Source organism: Lacrimispora sinapis (genome assembly GCF_043633585.1).
GTDB classification, from domain to species: domain Bacteria; phylum Bacillota; class Clostridia; order Lachnospirales; family Lachnospiraceae; genus Lacrimispora; species Lacrimispora sinapis.
Window position 1 is genome coordinate 3,460,363 of sequence record NZ_CP141832.1, and the last position, 15,909, is coordinate 3,476,271.

Genomic DNA, 15,909 nt, shown 5'->3' on the forward strand with positions numbered 1-15,909 from the left:
ATCAATCCTCGCTCTGTGTAATATTTTATTTAATTATTGGTTACAGCCTCAATAACTACCTGACCGTCTTTTACCCAAGCTCCATCAGGGCCCACTGTGTAACCGTCGGGTGTTGTGGTGTCGTGGAGCATAAGGCTGTTCTCATCAAAGTAATACCATTTTTCATTTATTAACGCCCAAGAACCTGGCATGGTCAAACCATCTTCTCCGAAATAACACCATCCACTTTCAAATTGTCTCCACTGGTTTTTTAAATAAATGGGGTATCCATTTTCATCATCATCTCCAGTATAATACTTCCAAGTTATTCCCTTTGATGTACTTCCGGAAGCAGATAACCCCTCTTTTCCAGCAAACGACAAAAAGGAAACGCATAAACAAAACAGTAAAGAGACGGATAGTATTCTAAATATTTTTTTCATCGTATTCCCCTCCTTTTTTGTTCATTATAGTTTTAGCATGTACAAAAGTCAAGTATCGTAATTAATCATCCCAACTGCCCATATCAACGAAATTTCTTAACTGGCTTAATCTATTATATATCTGCTTGAACATATCTAGTGCGGTATATCCTGCAGACCATGAGTCTTTAAATAAAATATCTCCGCATTTAACATCCCCGCAGTTGACTCTGCCAGTTCCAGTTATTGTGACGCCAGTATATCCGTCTCCGCCAATAAACAAGGAAGCCATTCTCCCTCCTGGGCTTCCTGATGGCCTGTCATTGGTGTTTATTTGTACCCAGCCATTTTTTGACCTTAATAAATTTGTTCCGTCAACAGAAACATAATAGTCTCCAAACCCAACCGCATCGTCATTCGCATAAAATGTTTCTGATTCCAAGTTTCCGGAGAAAGTACCGTTTATCGCTCTGATATTCCGGCAGGTTAATACTCCGTCCTTTGTCATGCTAGAATAGTTAGATTCCCATGACAAACGGTTTGTTTTAAGGATAATATCGTCCGGTTCAATAGAAAGTTGAGAAGAAACATCACCCTTACTCACCTTTAATGATATCTGCTCCGCTGTCTGTTCAAATTTTGAATTAGTTTCATTAGCAAGGCTGGTTACAGACATAGCTATCTGATCCGCTCTAATCCGCAATGACGCTTCTGCCTGCTGCGCCCTGGTCACTTCTGCAAGGATCTGCTTTGCTGTTTGAATAAACTTGGTTTCCGTTTCTTCTTTGAGGTCCGATACCCTGACAGATACCTCTTCTACAGACTTCTTTATAACAGCCGTTTTTCCTTCCAGTTGTATGATCTGCATGGGAATTCCAAAGTTCTGTTTTCTCTCCTTAGTGCCCTGGGCTTCGTAGGTGTCTGTCATGGCCTGAATGCCTTTTAAGGTTCGTTTCAGACAATAAGTCTCAATCACATCATCAGATGTATAGCAGATGATTCCGTCTCCCGGTTCCACCCAGGGAAGCGCGGCTGTCACGATCTTACACGGCCTGTAAATCTTCCCCGATATTTGATCATACGCTGTGGCCGCTATATTCATCAATTCTGACGCACTTTTGCCGTAGACGAGGAAATTACCCTGTATGGTATAAGCGTTCTTTCCACCACCGTATACGGCTCCTACATCCCCTTCTTCCTGTCTGATCTGGACCTGGTCGATACCGTACACCAGGAAATCTTCATAGGTGGTCCCTGATGGGTTGTAATATGAAAGAGTTTCTCCCTCCAGTTCGGAGGGGAACAAATCATCTGCAGGGTGAAGTTCCTCTGACGGATAAAGACCAGATGCTCCCAGGAAAACATATTTAAACTTTCCCGCTACATCAATCTGGCCAAAACACCCGTTAATTTCACAAATGGCTTTCATTATATCTCGGCCGGATATCTGGGACGGGTCAATCGTCTTTGCTACCTGCATATCGTCCAGCGGAAGAGTAACGTCTTTCTGCTTGATTCCCACAAACTCACAAAGGGAATCCCGAAATTGTTTCAAGGTCAGGGGGAATGTCAGGCTGTTATACCAATCAGCCACATCAATATCAAATTTCCTCATGCGGTCGAATGCTGTGATCTTTCTCTTGCTCCCGTCCACCTGCCTTACAAAGCTGTCCACTTTGTATATCCCAAGCATCATTTCATAGTCCCCTACTTCTACGGACAGGGCAAATTCTTTCCCCGTCACATCCAAGGTGACGTCTGAAACAACAATTTCCATCATTGCTGAACTGCATTGCCCAAATTTTAGGGCATTGCTATCACACAGGGCCTGCTCGAGGACAAATGTTTCTGATGATATCCGGTCCCCATCAACCAAAAGCATAGGCGTGTCATCTACGGGGAACAGGTCGTCAGATGGCCAAACATCTTCTCCGGGATAGAGCAGATCTATTTCTCCATCGAAAAACCTCAATCTGGCTGTCTTTACCGTTGGATCGGATATATTATTTCTTCGATACAAATTTTTTACTTCTTCGGGAATATGAATCATGGTTTTCCTCCTAATATTCTATGAGCTCAAAAGTGATGGGCCGATACAAGACTGTGTTTTCATATGGCATTAAAATATCAAACTCCACGTCAGGTATATAAAAATTCCCGGTTGCATAATCATTTGTTTCATCATTCCAGTATTCAATACTGACAAGCGTTCGGTCCGGGAACAGCTCCTGCAATTCGATTTTATCTTCCAAACACAAAGGTGGAGTGGTGAAAGTAATTGTAGTCTTCCTATGCGGAAGGACGTTGCGGTGAGTTAATCCGGTTGCATCCGTCCAGGGATTTAAGTCCGTTTGTCGGTTTGGTATTGATTTATAGTTTTGAAAAAACCTTCCTGACACAATGTTTCCTGATACCTTCATGAGATATCCCCTGTAGTTCGTTGCCATAAGCTCACCTCCCTTTATGTAAATGCTGATTCGCCGGTCTTGCCTTTAAAGATGTCATTCTGGCCTCTTACTGCTTCAAACATTTCTTTTGCGGTAGGAGCTGCCTGTGGATCCTTCTCACTGATTTTCTTTAAAAAGGCTTTCATTTCCCGCAATAGCATAAGCAGTTCTGTCTTTGATATGCTATCTCCCATCATCAGATCCGACTGAGATAATAACCCCTGGGTGGAGCTTTCTGTTCCGCCTGGCCTTGCGCTCCCCACCATAGCGAGCTGTGGAGTTGTGCTACTTACCAGATTCCTTACGCTGGATATCAGCGGGGTAAGAGATGATCTCATGCCGCTTTGTACCGCTCGGGAAATCCCCTCTGTGATCTGCATGTTATTGGCAACGGCCGTCCGGTTTCCAATCTGTCCAACTAACTCCGGCCCGCTCTCTCTGGCCACAAACATCTGGCCTTTGTTAGGAAACCCACCAGATGCAAAACCGGAAACAGGAGATACAGAAACTGAGGACCCTCCACCTATACCCATAGCGTCTTTGATTCCGTCCCCGATTCCCCCAAAGAACTCTCCCATTTTGTTCTGCAGCCAGTCTCCCATGGATAGCAGGCCGTTCCATATGGCCTTTATCATATTTTTGCCTACGTCCACCAATTTTCCTGGGAGTTTATTAAACCAGCCCACAATGGCGTTTAGGGCCTTCGGTATGTTCGTACCGACCCAGCTGATTATGTCCGTTGTCCATTTGACGATCGTATCTTTAAAAGCTACGATCTTATCATAGATTTTGCCTGGGAGTTCTGCAAAGAAGGTCAGGACTTTTTCAATGATCTTTGGTACTTCTACTGAAGCAACCGCAATCATTGTTGTTACCCACTCTACGATCTTATCCTTTACCACAAGAATCTTATCCCATATCTTGCCCGGGAGCTCTGTGAAAAACTTTATTACAGCGCTGATTATTTTAGGAACTTCCGTTGTCACAGTGGAAATCATGTTAAGAACCCATGTGGCCACGGTCCCGATCGCAAAGCCGATTGCATAACCGATCTTTCCGGGAAGTTCATCAAACCATTTCACTACGTTGTCTATGACCGTCCCTATTTTATCCGGAATTCCCGATAGATACTGTAATAAACTATCCCACTTTTCAGAAGCTTTTGTCTTAACGCTTTCCCACACCGCCGATAATTTTTCTGGGATACTCTCGAAAAATGGAATCACGGTATTGTTCCACCAATCCGGCACTTTCTTTGTCCAGAACTCTTTTATTTCATCCCAGTGAGTAACTGTGTAAACGATAGTGGCGACCACAGCTGCGATTGCTGCCACAACCAGCGCACCGGCTGCTGCTACGCTGATCCCAAGTGCCGACGCAAGAGCGGCAACTCCGCTTGCTATGGCTGTTCCTAACCCACTTATTGCGCCGCTTAACATTCCAGGTATTGTCACTGTAAAAAACGTCCGTATAGGAGTCAATATTAGACCTGATAATACAGACGGCAAAGAAGCCCCTGTTTCAGCCATAGTTGTAGTTATGGTAGTCATAATGGTACTGCTTGGAAATGCCTTGGCCAGTAATTTCCCAATACCGGAAAATGTCAGTCCTTTACTTATAGAAGTCATTATCTTTGCAGACAGTAACTTTCCAAGCCCCGTAAATTGTAAAAGTCCAAAGGCCGTAAGTATTGTTGTTTCAACAGGTGCCGCCTTAAAGGAAGCCCCCCAAAGCTCAATGCCTGCATTTATAGCTTTCCAAATTAATTCTCCAACTTTATTTCCTATTTCGAGGAAATCAATAGATTCAAGGAATTTTCCGATCTTAGTACCTATCAGAGACCAGTCCGTGTTATCCAGGGTAGCTATCATTGTGTCTAGCAATCCCTTGACCCAGACATTAATCGTCTGCCCTGCGGAAGCAAAGTCAAAGGTCAAGAAGAAGTTATTAACGCCGCTTGCAATGGAATTTCCCCAGTTCGACCAGTCAAAATTTTCGCCAAAAGAAAGTGCTGCGTACATTGCGGTATTGAGTGCACCCGCAATAGTCCTTGCTACCGAACCAAATAGATCGGGTGTAATAAGTCCATTTAAGAATTCAGCCAATCCCTGACCGAAGTTGCTTGCACCAGTATAGATGGAAGGCCAGTTAATACGATTTAAAGCATTGGTAAGGCCATTGCTGATGATAGATCCTACTTTTTCATAATCGCCTTCTTTAAAAGCATTGGTTAGCTTTTCCACAACACCCTGTATTGCTTTATCTACCGCAGGGCTAACGGTAACATTGGAAAACAATTCTCCTCCGGAAAGATCTCCAAGATCCGGAACCCCTGCACCTCCTGCCCCGGTACCACCCGATTTAGAATCCGAAGTGGTCATAACATTCAGCTTATCAATGCTTGATAAACTTTCTTTTGCTTGTTTTCCGGCTTTCTTTGCCGCATCTCCAATGCCCCCAACTGCATTAGAAGCATTGTCTGCCGCATCGGTAACCGCACCTATGCCAGCTGCCGCATCCGATACTCCACCGCCGCCCTTCTTTCCCGTAATCATCTCCGTAAAGGCTTTGAAGGCATTCGCAAGAGTCATCAGCTTCCCTATAATAGCATTGATTACCTTAATCACCGGAGTAAGGACATTGATAAGCCCCTGGCCAATGGTTGCCTTTAAGGAATCAAATTGTAGTTTTAGCACTCGGACTTGATTGGCCCAACCGTCACTGGTCCGGATAAAATCTCCGGAAGCCAGAGATAGCTGATCCTGTACAAACTTATACCGTAAAGCTACTTTTTCAGCTTCAGACATTTTGGATGTTACTTTTCCATAGCCATTTGCCAAAGCATAGGCATCAAGGGCATTCTGAGTCATTACGATGCCCAGGTCCTTAAGCGTCTCCGTCTCCCCTGTGAATACGGATTTCAGCTTTGTATATGCCTCGTCCTGGGAAATGTTATAAAAGGATGCCACGTCACCGGCCAGACCGGTTAAAGTTGTGGACATGTCATAGGCCGCACTCTCAGAGAATCCAAAAGCCTTAGCCATTGCCCCAAAGGTACCGGTAAATTTCTTAGCCATTGTCTCGGACAAACCAAATGACTGTGCTGCGTTCTTTGCAAAATCATTTACCTGCTGGGACATTTTAGGGAATGTCACATCAACAACATTCTGCACCTCCTGCAGGTCAGAACCCAGATCAATACAGGACGCACCGAACTCAACAATCTTTTTGACCGCAAAAGCGGCAGCCAAAGCCCCGCCTATTTTAGCCGCGAAACCCGACATCTGTGATGCTAGAGAGCTGCCTGCTTTGCTTGCCGTTTTCTGAATGCCGGCCATCTGCTTATCAAAACTGTTTTTATTAACTACAAGATCAAGGCCAATTTGACCCACACTGTCAGCCATAAATATCACCTGCCTTTAACGAGACAGGCACATCGGCACAGCGTCTTAGATTCTTAGTTCAAATTCTTTCTTGCAATCTTTGTTTTTGCATTTTAGAAAAACCCCTTTGCAGACGGCATCTTTGGTATGAAAAACATTTACCGGATAACCGCAATGCGGGCATTTCACTTTTATTTTTTCTTTTACAATTTCAATCACCCCCCACACATCTGCGCAAACGTCTGCTCCAAGAGTTTCATTTCCTGATCATAGGTAGCCGGAGTCATTGCTTCGGCCTTTCGGTTTCTCCATTCATCATAAATGCGCTTCTGATCTTTGCTGAAATGCTTAATTACATTTTTGTCTGTTTCAGATCGAATTGCCACAACTCGGCCCAGAGGGGTTTCCGGATCAATTCCTGTAAGCAGAGACTTGAATTCATCCCAGCTCACCGATTCAAACTCTTTGGTGCGTATTCTCAACCCGTACTGCGAAAGGAAGCTGGAAATAATTAAATCCCAGTCCTCAAATAAATCGTAGTACGGGTCACTACTCTCCCTGGTCGACGTCCTCCCCGGTTATCAGCCCTATTGCTTCCTGAATTACCACAGTCAGATCCTGAAAACTTAACTTCAACTTTTCAATTTCTTTCTGGGATTTTTCCGGGAACATCAAGTCGTAGGTTTTTAAAGTCTCACTCAGCCCTGACTGCCCTGTACTCATGAGCCCCATAACCTTTAACATAGTGGGCGCATCGGCATTTACCTCCAGCTTCTTTCCTTTAATGACCAATGAGGGATTTCCGTCAAAGGTCAGCTTCTCTGTGATATCAACTACTTTTGCCATGTTTTTTTATCTCCTCTCAAAAAAGAGCCAGGTCCTATCCCTCTGGCCCGATATCTTCTTCTGGTTCTTCCGGTTCTGCGGGCAGCGCAGGCTCTACGCTCCCGCTGGGGTAAAATTTGGCTTGCCATAGCAAACCACCTCAAATTCAAGCGTATCAAGCGCTGCGGTGTCTCCGCCGCCCGGGGTAGTCACATTAATGACACAATCAAAGGCCAATTTTGCTCCGGATACCATTTCCCATTCAAACTTTGTCATAGCATCCTCACCCATGGCCATAAACAGGCTGGCTATATAGTCATTCCCCGGATCCCCAACACTTCTCTTTCCCTGAAAGGAAAAGCTAAGTTTCTTGCCGACTACTGCATTTTTCGCCCAACCGCCTGCGTCCATGGCATACCATTCATCGGTTGTATTGTCGATTGCGGGGGCAAAGTTCGTTAAATCCTTCGGCATCACCATATCAGCTTCTGTACTTTTTAATCCCTTTGTTCCAAATCTAAATTTGTTGTTGTGTACTGGAAACACTGTTGCTGCTTCTGACATTTTTCATGCCTCACTTTCTCTGATAAATAAAATCCAGCCATATCACATATTCGTATACCCCGCCATCATCCGATCCAACATCCTGCGGTTCAGGAACCATCAGACGCAAGTAATTGATGTGGGTATCCCCTATGGATAGGCTGGTTACACTTCTTAGCTTCTCAAATAAATCATAGGCCGCTTTCTCCGTCTCATCCTTAATTTTGTTCCAATGGATGAGCAGGCAAACGGACTTCGTATCATAGGTAGTGCATTCTAATCCGCCAATGGCAATATCGGCCGGGCCAGACGTTGGGCGACTGTAAACTCCAATAGATTTTTGAGTTTTATTATCCAGCTTGCCAATATAGACATTATCATCTGCAGCAATATTCAAACTGGATATATACTGCCTGATATCTTTTAGAGCCAGCATCACACGCCACCTGCTTTCTTGTAAAACTTCTTAAATGCTTTTGGTGTAAAATCTTCACTGATTCCCCCCGGCAGCCACGGTTCATACCATTGGCCACTTGCAAATGCATTTTCATCTTTCTGGAAGTTGTATTCCGGGTGAAAATACAACTTCCTTGCATAAGGCGTGCTAGTTACAAGCTGGGCCTTCCCTTTGTAGGAATCGGAATAATCAACAAAAGTACTTTCATCTTGAAGATTGCCGGTGTCAAAAGGCATGATCTCCGATTGAAGTACTTCTGTATGTAATGCCTCCGCTGTCATTTCCAAGGCTTTTACTGCCGCCTGTGACAGCTGTTTGATACGTGGCAAGTTCATCTTAACCGTTGATTTCACCTGCATCAAACCACCTCCAATGTGCAGAAATTAACTGTTCCATCCGGATTCCGGTTCTTGGTTCCCTGCTCAATGCGCCGTTCTTCCCCAAATACAGTAACGGTACCCCCACTTAGAGATGGGAAGTCTGGCGCAATATCGCCGGGGAACATGGCCGTCCCGGTGATCTGGACCAGTTTCTTTTCTGCGGTAAAGATTGTCTTTGCTTTATCCTGGAAGTTGCACTTTAACTCCAGATCTGCCATATATTTAGGCTCTCCCAAGTTGTTAATTTCTTCACTTTCAAGGTGTACCTTGATATCTGTTTTACACAGGCTTTTCGGCACTAAACATGGGTATTTCATAGGCTCACCTCGCTAAGCGGCAACACAGGCCAGTCTGGGACAGCAGAGCATATACATCACGCATCATAGCAATACCCTTGTCAGTAAATACGTTCCAAGAACTACCAAACTGAACTGATGCACCATTAAGACTATAGCTGGAAAGAATTGTACTGATCTCATCGGCATTCTCATATTCAAAATCGGCCTGCCGACAGATCACTTCCTGAATGACTTCCTGCTGAAATTCCGTCAGAGAAGAAAAACCCCGGCCCACAATACGGTTGTAGGTCAGGGAATCAATGTGGCGGCTGGCTTGTCGGAGATACCTTTCCAGGTCTTCTTCCGGCACTGTGCTGCCTTTATAGGTTTCTTTATAATATTCCGCTGTTACATAGGGGATATAGGCCATCTTACTCACCTGCTTTCTGGCCGGCAGCTTTTCCTCTCTTTGTTTCCTTGCCCGGTTCCTTTCCTGGGTCTTCCGCTTCGGTTGTGGGCTGTTCTTCTTTTACATCCGCTTCTGGTTCTTCCGGCAGATTCTCCACCTCATAACCATGACTGCGAAACCATTCTAACAGGTGGGGATTATCTGTTTCTCCCACTCCGTTGCAAAAAGGTACGCTGGCAGATGTACCTGTATATTGTTTGTTGGGTGCATATACTTTCATAGATAATCCCTCCTTATTTTACTTTGATATTACGGAATGCACCGGCTGCTTTGGAAGCCTTTAGGGCGATTGCTGCATTCATTTCCACTTCACCCGTCTTTACTGCTCCTGCTGTGTTAAAGTCAGGAAGCCAGGTCTGCACGGGTGCTACTCCTGCAAATGACACACCGTGGAGTCCGTCCAGCGCCAGCCTTGCCGCAAAAAGGGATGTGGTTCCGTTGGTTGCGTCAATGCCTACGACCTCATCATTGGTCCCTGGCTTTGTTCCAAGATCCACAAACGGAATGTTTCCATAGGATTCCACGTTGGTCCCCCAGTCAGTCTTTGTTACCTGATACATAGAAGCACGCCTTGCACAGGCTCTCAGCTTAGAAATCAATTTGGTATTGCCGGCAATGAAAGACGGCTCTCCATCAAGACCACGAAGGAATTCATCTAACATATCTAGGAAGTACTGAAAGTTATCCGTCACCAACTCGGAGGTGGATAAATCAATGACGGATTCACCTGCATTATACTCCGTGGAACTTCCAGTCAAGGCTTTGTCCAGACCATCAAAAGCGTTACTGTCTACCGCACTGTCACCGTTAATAAACGTATCATTAAATAATGCCTGGGCTGCCTTAATTTTCTGGGACTGCTGTAAGTCAATTTCAGATACGATACCGCCCATATTGGCAATCACACGATCAATTTGATAGGATCCACCAAATACCTTGATATCAACAGAATGACGTTCCTTAATAACCTCTTGGGGCGTATATTCCTTATTAATCTCACGGAACTGGGCTGTAGGCTGTGTTTTCAGCCTGGTGTAAGAATAAGTTGGGGTTGCTCCGCCTCCGGTTGGGGATACGGCATCATCAAAGATAATATGATCCAGAATCCAGTTGGATTTCCTGAATTCATCAATCACCCCGATCTGCAGGTCATCCTGCACATTTTTTCTTGCTTCTTCTAACGTAATAGCCATAGTTATTCATCTCCTTAATTTTATTTAGATGGCATCTGCGCCTGAAGTGCTGCTTCAATGGCGGATTTCATATTTACCTTTCCATCATCGGTTTTGGTTCCTCCCTGGGAGGACTGCTGACCGGGAACACCAAGAGGACGGAAGCCTGGCTTCGGATCTGTACCTGGCTTAGTCTCTTTAAACAGGAAAGGCTTTGATTCCTTGATGGATTTTAGCTGCTCCTCCAAGCCGGTTACTTTCCCATCATCTGAAAGAATCAGCTTAGACTTATCAAATAAGCCTGCCACCAGATCTGCATCCTGAGCAGACTCGGCAATGGCCAGCTTAATAGCAGTAGAAAGTTTCAACTCTTTCATGTCTGCTTCATTTTTCTCTACGGCCGCTCTGTTCTCTGCCTGCAAAGTTTCAATCTGTTTTTTCAGTTCCGCATTGTCCCCACTGTTTTTCTTTAAATCTTCCAGCTGCTTATCCCTGTCCTTGATATCCTTTTCAAGCTGTCCCTTTGCCTGATTGACTGTATCGTAATCAGCTTTAGGTACATAGGATTCCAGTTCCTTTTTTGAAGCCTCTGCCGCTTTGGCTGCCTGATCCTCGCTGATTCCCAGCGCAATAAAATCTTCTTTTTTCATGATCTCATCCTTTCTTTGCAATAAAATAAAGCCCAGAATATCCTGCGCGCTTTATCTTTAATGATATTTAATTATATCGGATCCTCTCTTATCCGGTGCATACTGCCTCCGATCTGTTGCGACGGTCGCAACTTTAAACATTTATCTATTGACTCTATTTTCCCATTCATTAGCTTTAATTTTATATTGCTTCTGATTCTCGCTGTCCAGGGAATACTCTGCCAGCCTGCCATACTTATCTGCCTGCCGCTTGGTATACTGCTGACTCTGCTCCTGCTTGTACTTCTGCTCAATGCCTTTTAGTTCGTCCTTTGTCCAGGTATCTTCTGCTGTAGAAATGCCAGAAAAATAAGAGGTATGGCTATCCTTGCACCTTGGATGGTAAAGCCCCCTCGCTATGGCAGTACTCATTAGAGGATATGGACCATCACCAGCTTTTCCTGCTGACCATACATCATCAATCAGGACTTTCCCTACAAAGGGAAGGCACTTAGGGCAGGGATTCCCGCGCTTTGCCACAATAACGGTACTGATTCCCCATTCCTGACGCTTCTCCCCTTCTCCCTGCAGGTATGCTCTCTTGCTGGCTGTACGGATTGCCATATCTGCGTAGTCTGTCAGGGTATGACGAGCACCATTCTTGTACTCAATACAGTTAAGGCCGCGTGAGAGCATATCCTTGGTGGCCATGTCCACCGCTTTTTCATAGGTTCCGGCCCCAGAATTGGCATACACCTGGGCATTAAAAATGACCTTGCGGTACTGATCATTAGCCATTCGCAAAACTGCTGTTTCCGCTTTTTCCATGTCGTGAGTGGTTGCTTCGATCAGTGCTTCCAGCTTCCGGGTATTCAGCTTGAAAAACTCTGCCTGCATGGCTGCTGATGCGGGCTTATAGCCCTTAAAGCCGTTTTTAATAGCCCGGAGAATCTGTGCTTCCTGCTTTAACCCTCCCTTTTGTCTGGCCTGCCAGATCAGCTCTCCGATCTGAACATTGATGTTTTTAAACTGTTTGCTGTATTTTTTCTGGTTCTCCAGCTTATACTTCTCCAATGCCTTCAGCTGCTCTACCTGCCACATGGACCAATCATATCCCTCTTTCAGTTCCTCGGCCCGGTGCCGATCCATGTTTCGGATCATGGAAGCGATCAGATTCTGCTCTATGACTTCAAAGGCGGCAGTGATATCATATTCATTCATGGAATCACCTGCCATTTGAAAACACTTTGTATCCTTGCGCCTTAAACTGCCGAGTTAGATTTTTCAAGTGGGTAATACTTTTGCACTTATCGCACCTAAGTTCCGTATATTCCTTCTTTTCAATAGCGTAAATGCCGAAAGGAACCTGCTCACTTGCCATCTTCAGGAGTTCCTGGTACTCCGTCAGGCTCATTCTGTACAGGCGGTTCATCACCTTCACTTTCATCCAACTTCACCCCTTCCGTATTTAGTCCAGGTTCTTCCACCTCAAAGATGCCCTGCTCAATCTTGATCCGCTTTACTTCCTTTGCCTTCTCATCTTCTGTCAGAGTATCGCCATACATTTCATCTATGGATTTTTCTATGCTCATGACTCCACTGGTCCTGGCCTTGCCGACCGTCTCCACCACGGTATCGAAGCCGGGGGCGGCATACTCTCCGAATTTAACGGAAACTTCATACTTTCCAGGAGTTTTTTCCTGCATTTGGTCATAAGTCATCATGACTTTACTTACCAGCTCCGGGAGCACCTTACAAAGAACCTTAACCAGTGTCCCCCTGGTGTGCATGGTGATTTTCTCTTTTTCTCTTTGGCTATCCGCATTATCTGTCTTTTTCAGGTCAATACCAAGAGTGGCCGGGGAAATGACACCTTGCAGAACCAGATCCAGAAAGGAAGTATAGCTGTTTAAATACGCTTCATAGGATATCTGTGGCTGAACCACCTCAATTTTATCGCTATACCCTTCCTTCTTTACTGCACCGATGGCTATGTAATCGTTGTCAAACTCATTCGGTTCAATGAGCTGGCCGGTGTTTGGGTCCCTGGGAACCATATCCTCCGGAATGTACCGGTTCACTCTTCCTTTCCTCACTGCATCAAGCCATTGGCTGATCACTTCATCCAAAGCGTCCAGATCATCTGTCTTCCCTTCAAACAACGCTTTGCCTCGTCCCTTCCACTTGCTTGAAGTGAAGAAGATAAGGGGCACACCCATGATGTAATCTCCATCATAAGCAGTATCTTCATATATCGCTGTTTCCGAAAGAGTATTAAGTGGAATTTCCCCGCCTCCATCATCAAAGAGTTTATAAAGCACGTACCCTTTCCCGTAAGTCTCCTCTAAGCGGTATTCCTTCTCTTTGTTATCCGGATACGAGTAATTCGTGGAGAAGACAATCTCGGTCAGCCTGCCACGTTGGTATTTGTACTCCACCCGATCCGCTTCGTAAAATTCTATAATCGGATATTTACTGACCTGATCCAGACTTATTTTAAAGGCACCGTCACCGGCTGACAGAGCACCGGCCACCGCTTCTCCCAGGAGTCCTTCAAAGTTGTTATCCTCTGCAATCTCATCCCATAGTTCCTTCAAAGGTTGATTGTCTCCTTTTTCTCCAAAACTGATATCATTCAGATCTGCGGTTATGATATCCTTAAACCGGTCCACCACGATTCCCACGATGCCGGAATGAATCTTCCTTACCTTTCGGAATGGAACGGAAGCCCAGAACCTTGCCTTAAATACATCACAGTAGGCAGTCTGCTTAAAAAACTGTTCCAGCTCTGATGGATCTCCTCGGTACCAGATCTTATTTTTTAAGACATTTCCTTGAAAGGAAAGCGGCTCCTTTATAACCACCTGTCTTTCTTTTGCTCGCACAACTTTAAGCAATTTGAAATACATATCTTTAAACCAACCCATTTATGCACTCCTCCTTCCTGTTCCGATTTTCACTTCGTATGGCAGCCATGCATACTGCACACTGTTTATCATGTGATCGTTTCTGTCTTCTGGCGTATTGTCCTTGTCTTCCAACCAACTGTATACTTCAAGCTCCCGGATATAATTTGAGCAGGTATCCACGATATAGAAACATGGCTTCCCACCTGCATCAGCGAACCAGTTTAACTGATTGATGATACGGTCAATGATCTGTTCTTTCTTCCAAGCATCATTGAAATTGTAAACGCAGCCATTCAAGCGCTTATACTTTAAGAACTCCGTAATGGTTGCCTGATCCGCTGAGTCGATAAAGGTATCCCTGGCAAATCCCCATTCGTTCCGGTTGCGATCAAGAAAGTCAATAAAGTTCCTTACCGTATCTGTAGGGGCAAGAGGCGTCCCCAGGTCTGCGTTGTTGTAAACCTTTTCATCAAGCACGTAGCAGTTACCACGGTTTGTGATACCAAGAAAACTCATGGAAATGGTATCCGGAGACTTCTGGGAGTAGGACGTATCCAGTCCGGCAGAAAAGTGTACAAACCATTCCGTTTGATGACGGTCATTTTGATTCCGGATAAACTGCTTTGCGTGCTCCTTTGTGACCACGTGCTTCTTTCGGTCAAAATTGCTGAAGATCAGACCGGTCGCCTTGCCACGTAAGCCCTGGATTTTATTCTTCCAGATTTTCGTACCTTTTGGAGTGTTCCGGATAATGTTTTCCAGCTTCTCCTTGGACAGGCCCAAATTATGGGTAAAAGAAAAGAACCAATGTACCCAGCCAGGCTTTGGTTCCTCTCGTAATTCTTCCAGTATTTCTTTTGGTGTTTCATCCTGCCACTCAGGCAGCGGACGGGAGCAGTTAATATACTCTTTGTAGACTGGTAGGTTGGGATCATCCGGGTTAAGCGTCCCCATCAGGTAGTCACACCGCATGGCCGACTCTCTTACAAATTCAATGTCGGCCGTGTTAATCTCGTCTATGTACAGGCAGCCATACTGACCGCCCAGGGCTTTCTGCCACTTCTTTTTATCACCATAGCCCAGGACGTAAACAACCTTATCCCCGCCAGATGTATGAAAAAGAATGTGGGGGATCTTGTCATCCTTGGTTCCGTTGCCGTTGTATTCGGTCAGAATGCCAAAATCATCAATAATTCCCAAATCCTTATTGATGATATTCTTCTCAGCAGTTCCGGTATCCTTTGCGGCAATGATGTGCAGCTTCTTGGGGCTCTCTGCTACCTTCAGCATGAACTTAAAAAGTCCTACTGTCGTTTTACCTGCAGCCGTAGTCCCTTCCAGGAACTCCACCGGAGCATTATGTTTGAGAAAGGCTTTGTACTTCTCTGACAAGAGCAGGCGTTCATTACTCATTATCCATCACCGCCACGCATCTGCTTGATCAGATCGTCAAGTTTGGTCTTCTCGGTTTCCAGGGTACCGGATAGCTCCATTTTATCTTTCCACATGCCCAGATGCCGCCCGATCAGTTCCAGAGCCTTCCCTTTATCATTCAACTTGATCTCAATGCCGTTGGCCCCTTCCTTGATTCCTGCAATAGCTCCCATTTTATCTCTTGGCATTTCATCTGTGGGTTTTACCTCAACCACCCTAAGTATTCCTTTGTTCTCGATCGTCACAAAGTCAGTTACATCCGCAAATCCAATCTTCGCAAGCTCCTTCAAAACCATGTCCTGGGTGATCTCAGTGCGCTTTTCCCGGTCTTTCATGCGTTTCTGGATATAATCCTCAACCTTAACATTTCTTAACAATCTGGCTCCTGCAGCTGAGGCCGTTTCATCATTCTTGACCTTGGGGTAGGCTACCTTGTAAGCCCTGGTAGCATTAAGATCAATCAGGTATTCATCTGCAAATATTTTCTGTTTGGCTGTTAATGCCATCAGTCTCACCTCACCTTCTAATCTGGCTAATTTTTTATATTAAAAAGAGACGGGGTTGAGCCGTCTCTGTAAATGA

Annotated in this window: 18 protein-coding genes; all 18 read right to left on the minus strand. The window is 45.0% G+C overall.

Going from position 1 to position 15,909, the window contains the following annotated elements; genetic code table 11:
* Positions 1–29: 29 nt before the first annotated feature.
* A complete protein-coding gene (locus VIG27_RS16280; RefSeq protein ID WP_394523663.1) occupies positions 30–422 on the minus strand; it encodes a hypothetical protein in 393 nt (130 codons plus the stop codon).
* Positions 423–483: 61 nt separating this feature from the next.
* Positions 484–2,451, minus strand: a complete 1,968-nt coding sequence (locus VIG27_RS16285) for a tail fiber domain-containing protein (RefSeq protein WP_394523664.1) — start codon at positions 2,449–2,451, stop codon at positions 484–486.
* A gap of 10 nt (positions 2,452–2,461) precedes the next feature.
* A complete protein-coding gene (locus VIG27_RS16290; RefSeq protein WP_394523665.1) occupies positions 2,462–2,848 on the minus strand; it encodes a DUF6711 family protein in 387 nt (128 codons plus the stop codon).
* 14 nt (positions 2,849–2,862) lie between these two features.
* Positions 2,863–6,252: a hypothetical protein gene (locus VIG27_RS16295; protein ID WP_394523666.1), complete on the minus strand. Its 3,390-nt coding sequence runs from the start codon at positions 6,250–6,252 to the stop codon at positions 2,863–2,865.
* Between the two features lie 194 nt (positions 6,253–6,446).
* Positions 6,447–6,743 carry a Gp15 family bacteriophage protein gene (locus VIG27_RS16300; protein ID WP_394527630.1) on the minus strand — a complete coding sequence of 99 codons (297 nt, stop codon included), beginning with the start codon at positions 6,741–6,743 and terminating at the stop codon, positions 6,447–6,449.
* Between the two features lie 37 nt (positions 6,744–6,780).
* Positions 6,781–7,077, minus strand: coding sequence for a hypothetical protein (locus VIG27_RS16305; RefSeq protein ID WP_394523667.1), 297 nt, complete (start codon positions 7,075–7,077; stop codon positions 6,781–6,783).
* A 93-nt stretch (positions 7,078–7,170) separates the two neighbouring features.
* A complete protein-coding gene (locus VIG27_RS16310) occupies positions 7,171–7,620 on the minus strand; it encodes a phage tail tube protein (protein ID WP_394523668.1) in 450 nt (149 codons plus the stop codon).
* A gap of 10 nt (positions 7,621–7,630) precedes the next feature.
* A complete protein-coding gene (locus VIG27_RS16315; RefSeq protein WP_394523670.1) occupies positions 7,631–8,035 on the minus strand; it encodes a phage tail terminator protein in 405 nt (134 codons plus the stop codon).
* On the minus strand, positions 8,035–8,415 hold the full coding sequence (locus VIG27_RS16320; protein ID WP_394523671.1) for a hypothetical protein: 381 nt from the start codon (positions 8,413–8,415) through the stop codon (positions 8,035–8,037). The genes VIG27_RS16315 and VIG27_RS16320 overlap by 1 nt, the downstream gene beginning before the upstream one ends.
* Positions 8,415–8,654 (minus strand): hypothetical protein, encoded by a 240-nt coding sequence (locus VIG27_RS16325; protein ID WP_394523672.1) that lies wholly within the window; start codon positions 8,652–8,654, stop codon positions 8,415–8,417. Before VIG27_RS16325 ends, VIG27_RS16320 begins: the two co-directional genes overlap by 1 nt.
* A gap of 103 nt (positions 8,655–8,757) precedes the next feature.
* On the minus strand, positions 8,758–9,144 hold the full coding sequence (locus VIG27_RS16330) for a hypothetical protein (RefSeq protein WP_394523673.1): 387 nt from the start codon (positions 9,142–9,144) through the stop codon (positions 8,758–8,760).
* A gap of 1 nt (position 9,145) precedes the next feature.
* On the minus strand, positions 9,146–9,403 hold the full coding sequence (locus VIG27_RS16335) for a hypothetical protein (RefSeq protein WP_394523674.1): 258 nt from the start codon (positions 9,401–9,403) through the stop codon (positions 9,146–9,148).
* Positions 9,404–9,416: 13 nt separating this feature from the next.
* Positions 9,417–10,376: a major capsid protein gene (locus VIG27_RS16340; RefSeq protein WP_394523675.1), complete on the minus strand. Its 960-nt coding sequence runs from the start codon at positions 10,374–10,376 to the stop codon at positions 9,417–9,419.
* 20 nt (positions 10,377–10,396) lie between these two features.
* Entirely contained in the window at positions 10,397–11,005 is a 609-nt protein-coding gene (locus VIG27_RS16345) for a phage scaffolding protein (protein WP_394523677.1), read from the minus strand.
* A gap of 141 nt (positions 11,006–11,146) precedes the next feature.
* On the minus strand, positions 11,147–12,205 hold the full coding sequence (locus tag VIG27_RS16350; protein ID WP_394523678.1) for a phage minor capsid protein: 1,059 nt from the start codon (positions 12,203–12,205) through the stop codon (positions 11,147–11,149).
* Between the two features lie 149 nt (positions 12,206–12,354).
* Positions 12,355–13,911, minus strand: coding sequence for a capsid protein (locus tag VIG27_RS16355; RefSeq protein ID WP_394523679.1), 1,557 nt, complete (start codon positions 13,909–13,911; stop codon positions 12,355–12,357).
* A complete protein-coding gene (locus tag VIG27_RS16360; RefSeq protein WP_394523681.1) occupies positions 13,912–15,306 on the minus strand; it encodes a terminase in 1,395 nt (464 codons plus the stop codon). It abuts the gene before it with no gap.
* Complete coding sequence (locus tag VIG27_RS16365) at positions 15,306–15,833, minus strand: terminase small subunit (RefSeq protein WP_394523683.1); 528 nt, start codon at positions 15,831–15,833, stop codon at positions 15,306–15,308. The genes VIG27_RS16360 and VIG27_RS16365 overlap by 1 nt, the downstream gene beginning before the upstream one ends.
* Positions 15,834–15,909 lie beyond the last annotated feature (76 nt).

Bases quoted from the DNA above. Each gene is read 5' to 3' on its own strand.
- VIG27_RS16335 (WP_394523674.1), bottom strand. From the start codon at position 9,403: ATGAAAGTATATGCACCCAACAAACAATATACAGGTACATCTGCCAGC.
- VIG27_RS16325 (WP_394523672.1), bottom strand. From the start codon at position 8,654: ATGGCAGATCTGGAGTTAAAGTGCAACTTCCAGGATAAAGCAAAGACA.
- VIG27_RS16350 (WP_394523678.1), bottom strand. From the start codon at position 12,205: ATGAATGAATATGATATCACTGCCGCCTTTGAAGTCATAGAGCAGAAT.
- VIG27_RS16330 (WP_394523673.1), bottom strand. From the start codon at position 9,144: ATGGCCTATATCCCCTATGTAACAGCGGAATATTATAAAGAAACCTAT.
- VIG27_RS16290 (WP_394523665.1), bottom strand. From the start codon at position 2,848: ATGGCAACGAACTACAGGGGATATCTCATGAAGGTATCAGGAAACATT.
- VIG27_RS16285 (WP_394523664.1), bottom strand. From the start codon at position 2,451: ATGATTCATATTCCCGAAGAAGTAAAAAATTTGTATCGAAGAAATAAT.
- VIG27_RS16295 (WP_394523666.1), bottom strand. From the start codon at position 6,252: ATGGCTGACAGTGTGGGTCAAATTGGCCTTGATCTTGTAGTTAATAAA.
- VIG27_RS16315 (WP_394523670.1), bottom strand. From the start codon at position 8,035: ATGCTGGCTCTAAAAGATATCAGGCAGTATATATCCAGTTTGAATATT.
- VIG27_RS16345 (WP_394523677.1), bottom strand. From the start codon at position 11,005: ATGAAAAAAGAAGATTTTATTGCGCTGGGAATCAGCGAGGATCAGGCA.
- VIG27_RS16360 (WP_394523681.1), bottom strand. From the start codon at position 15,306: ATGAGTAATGAACGCCTGCTCTTGTCAGAGAAGTACAAAGCCTTTCTC.
- VIG27_RS16355 (WP_394523679.1), bottom strand. From the start codon at position 13,911: ATGGGTTGGTTTAAAGATATGTATTTCAAATTGCTTAAAGTTGTGCGA.
- VIG27_RS16365 (WP_394523683.1), bottom strand. From the start codon at position 15,833: ATGGCATTAACAGCCAAACAGAAAATATTTGCAGATGAATACCTGATT.
- VIG27_RS16305 (WP_394523667.1), bottom strand. From the start codon at position 7,077: ATGGCAAAAGTAGTTGATATCACAGAGAAGCTGACCTTTGACGGAAAT.
- VIG27_RS16340 (WP_394523675.1), bottom strand. From the start codon at position 10,376: ATGGCTATTACGTTAGAAGAAGCAAGAAAAAATGTGCAGGATGACCTG.
- VIG27_RS16320 (WP_394523671.1), bottom strand. From the start codon at position 8,415: ATGCAGGTGAAATCAACGGTTAAGATGAACTTGCCACGTATCAAACAG.
- VIG27_RS16280 (WP_394523663.1), bottom strand. From the start codon at position 422: ATGAAAAAAATATTTAGAATACTATCCGTCTCTTTACTGTTTTGTTTA.
- VIG27_RS16310 (WP_394523668.1), bottom strand. From the start codon at position 7,620: ATGTCAGAAGCAGCAACAGTGTTTCCAGTACACAACAACAAATTTAGA.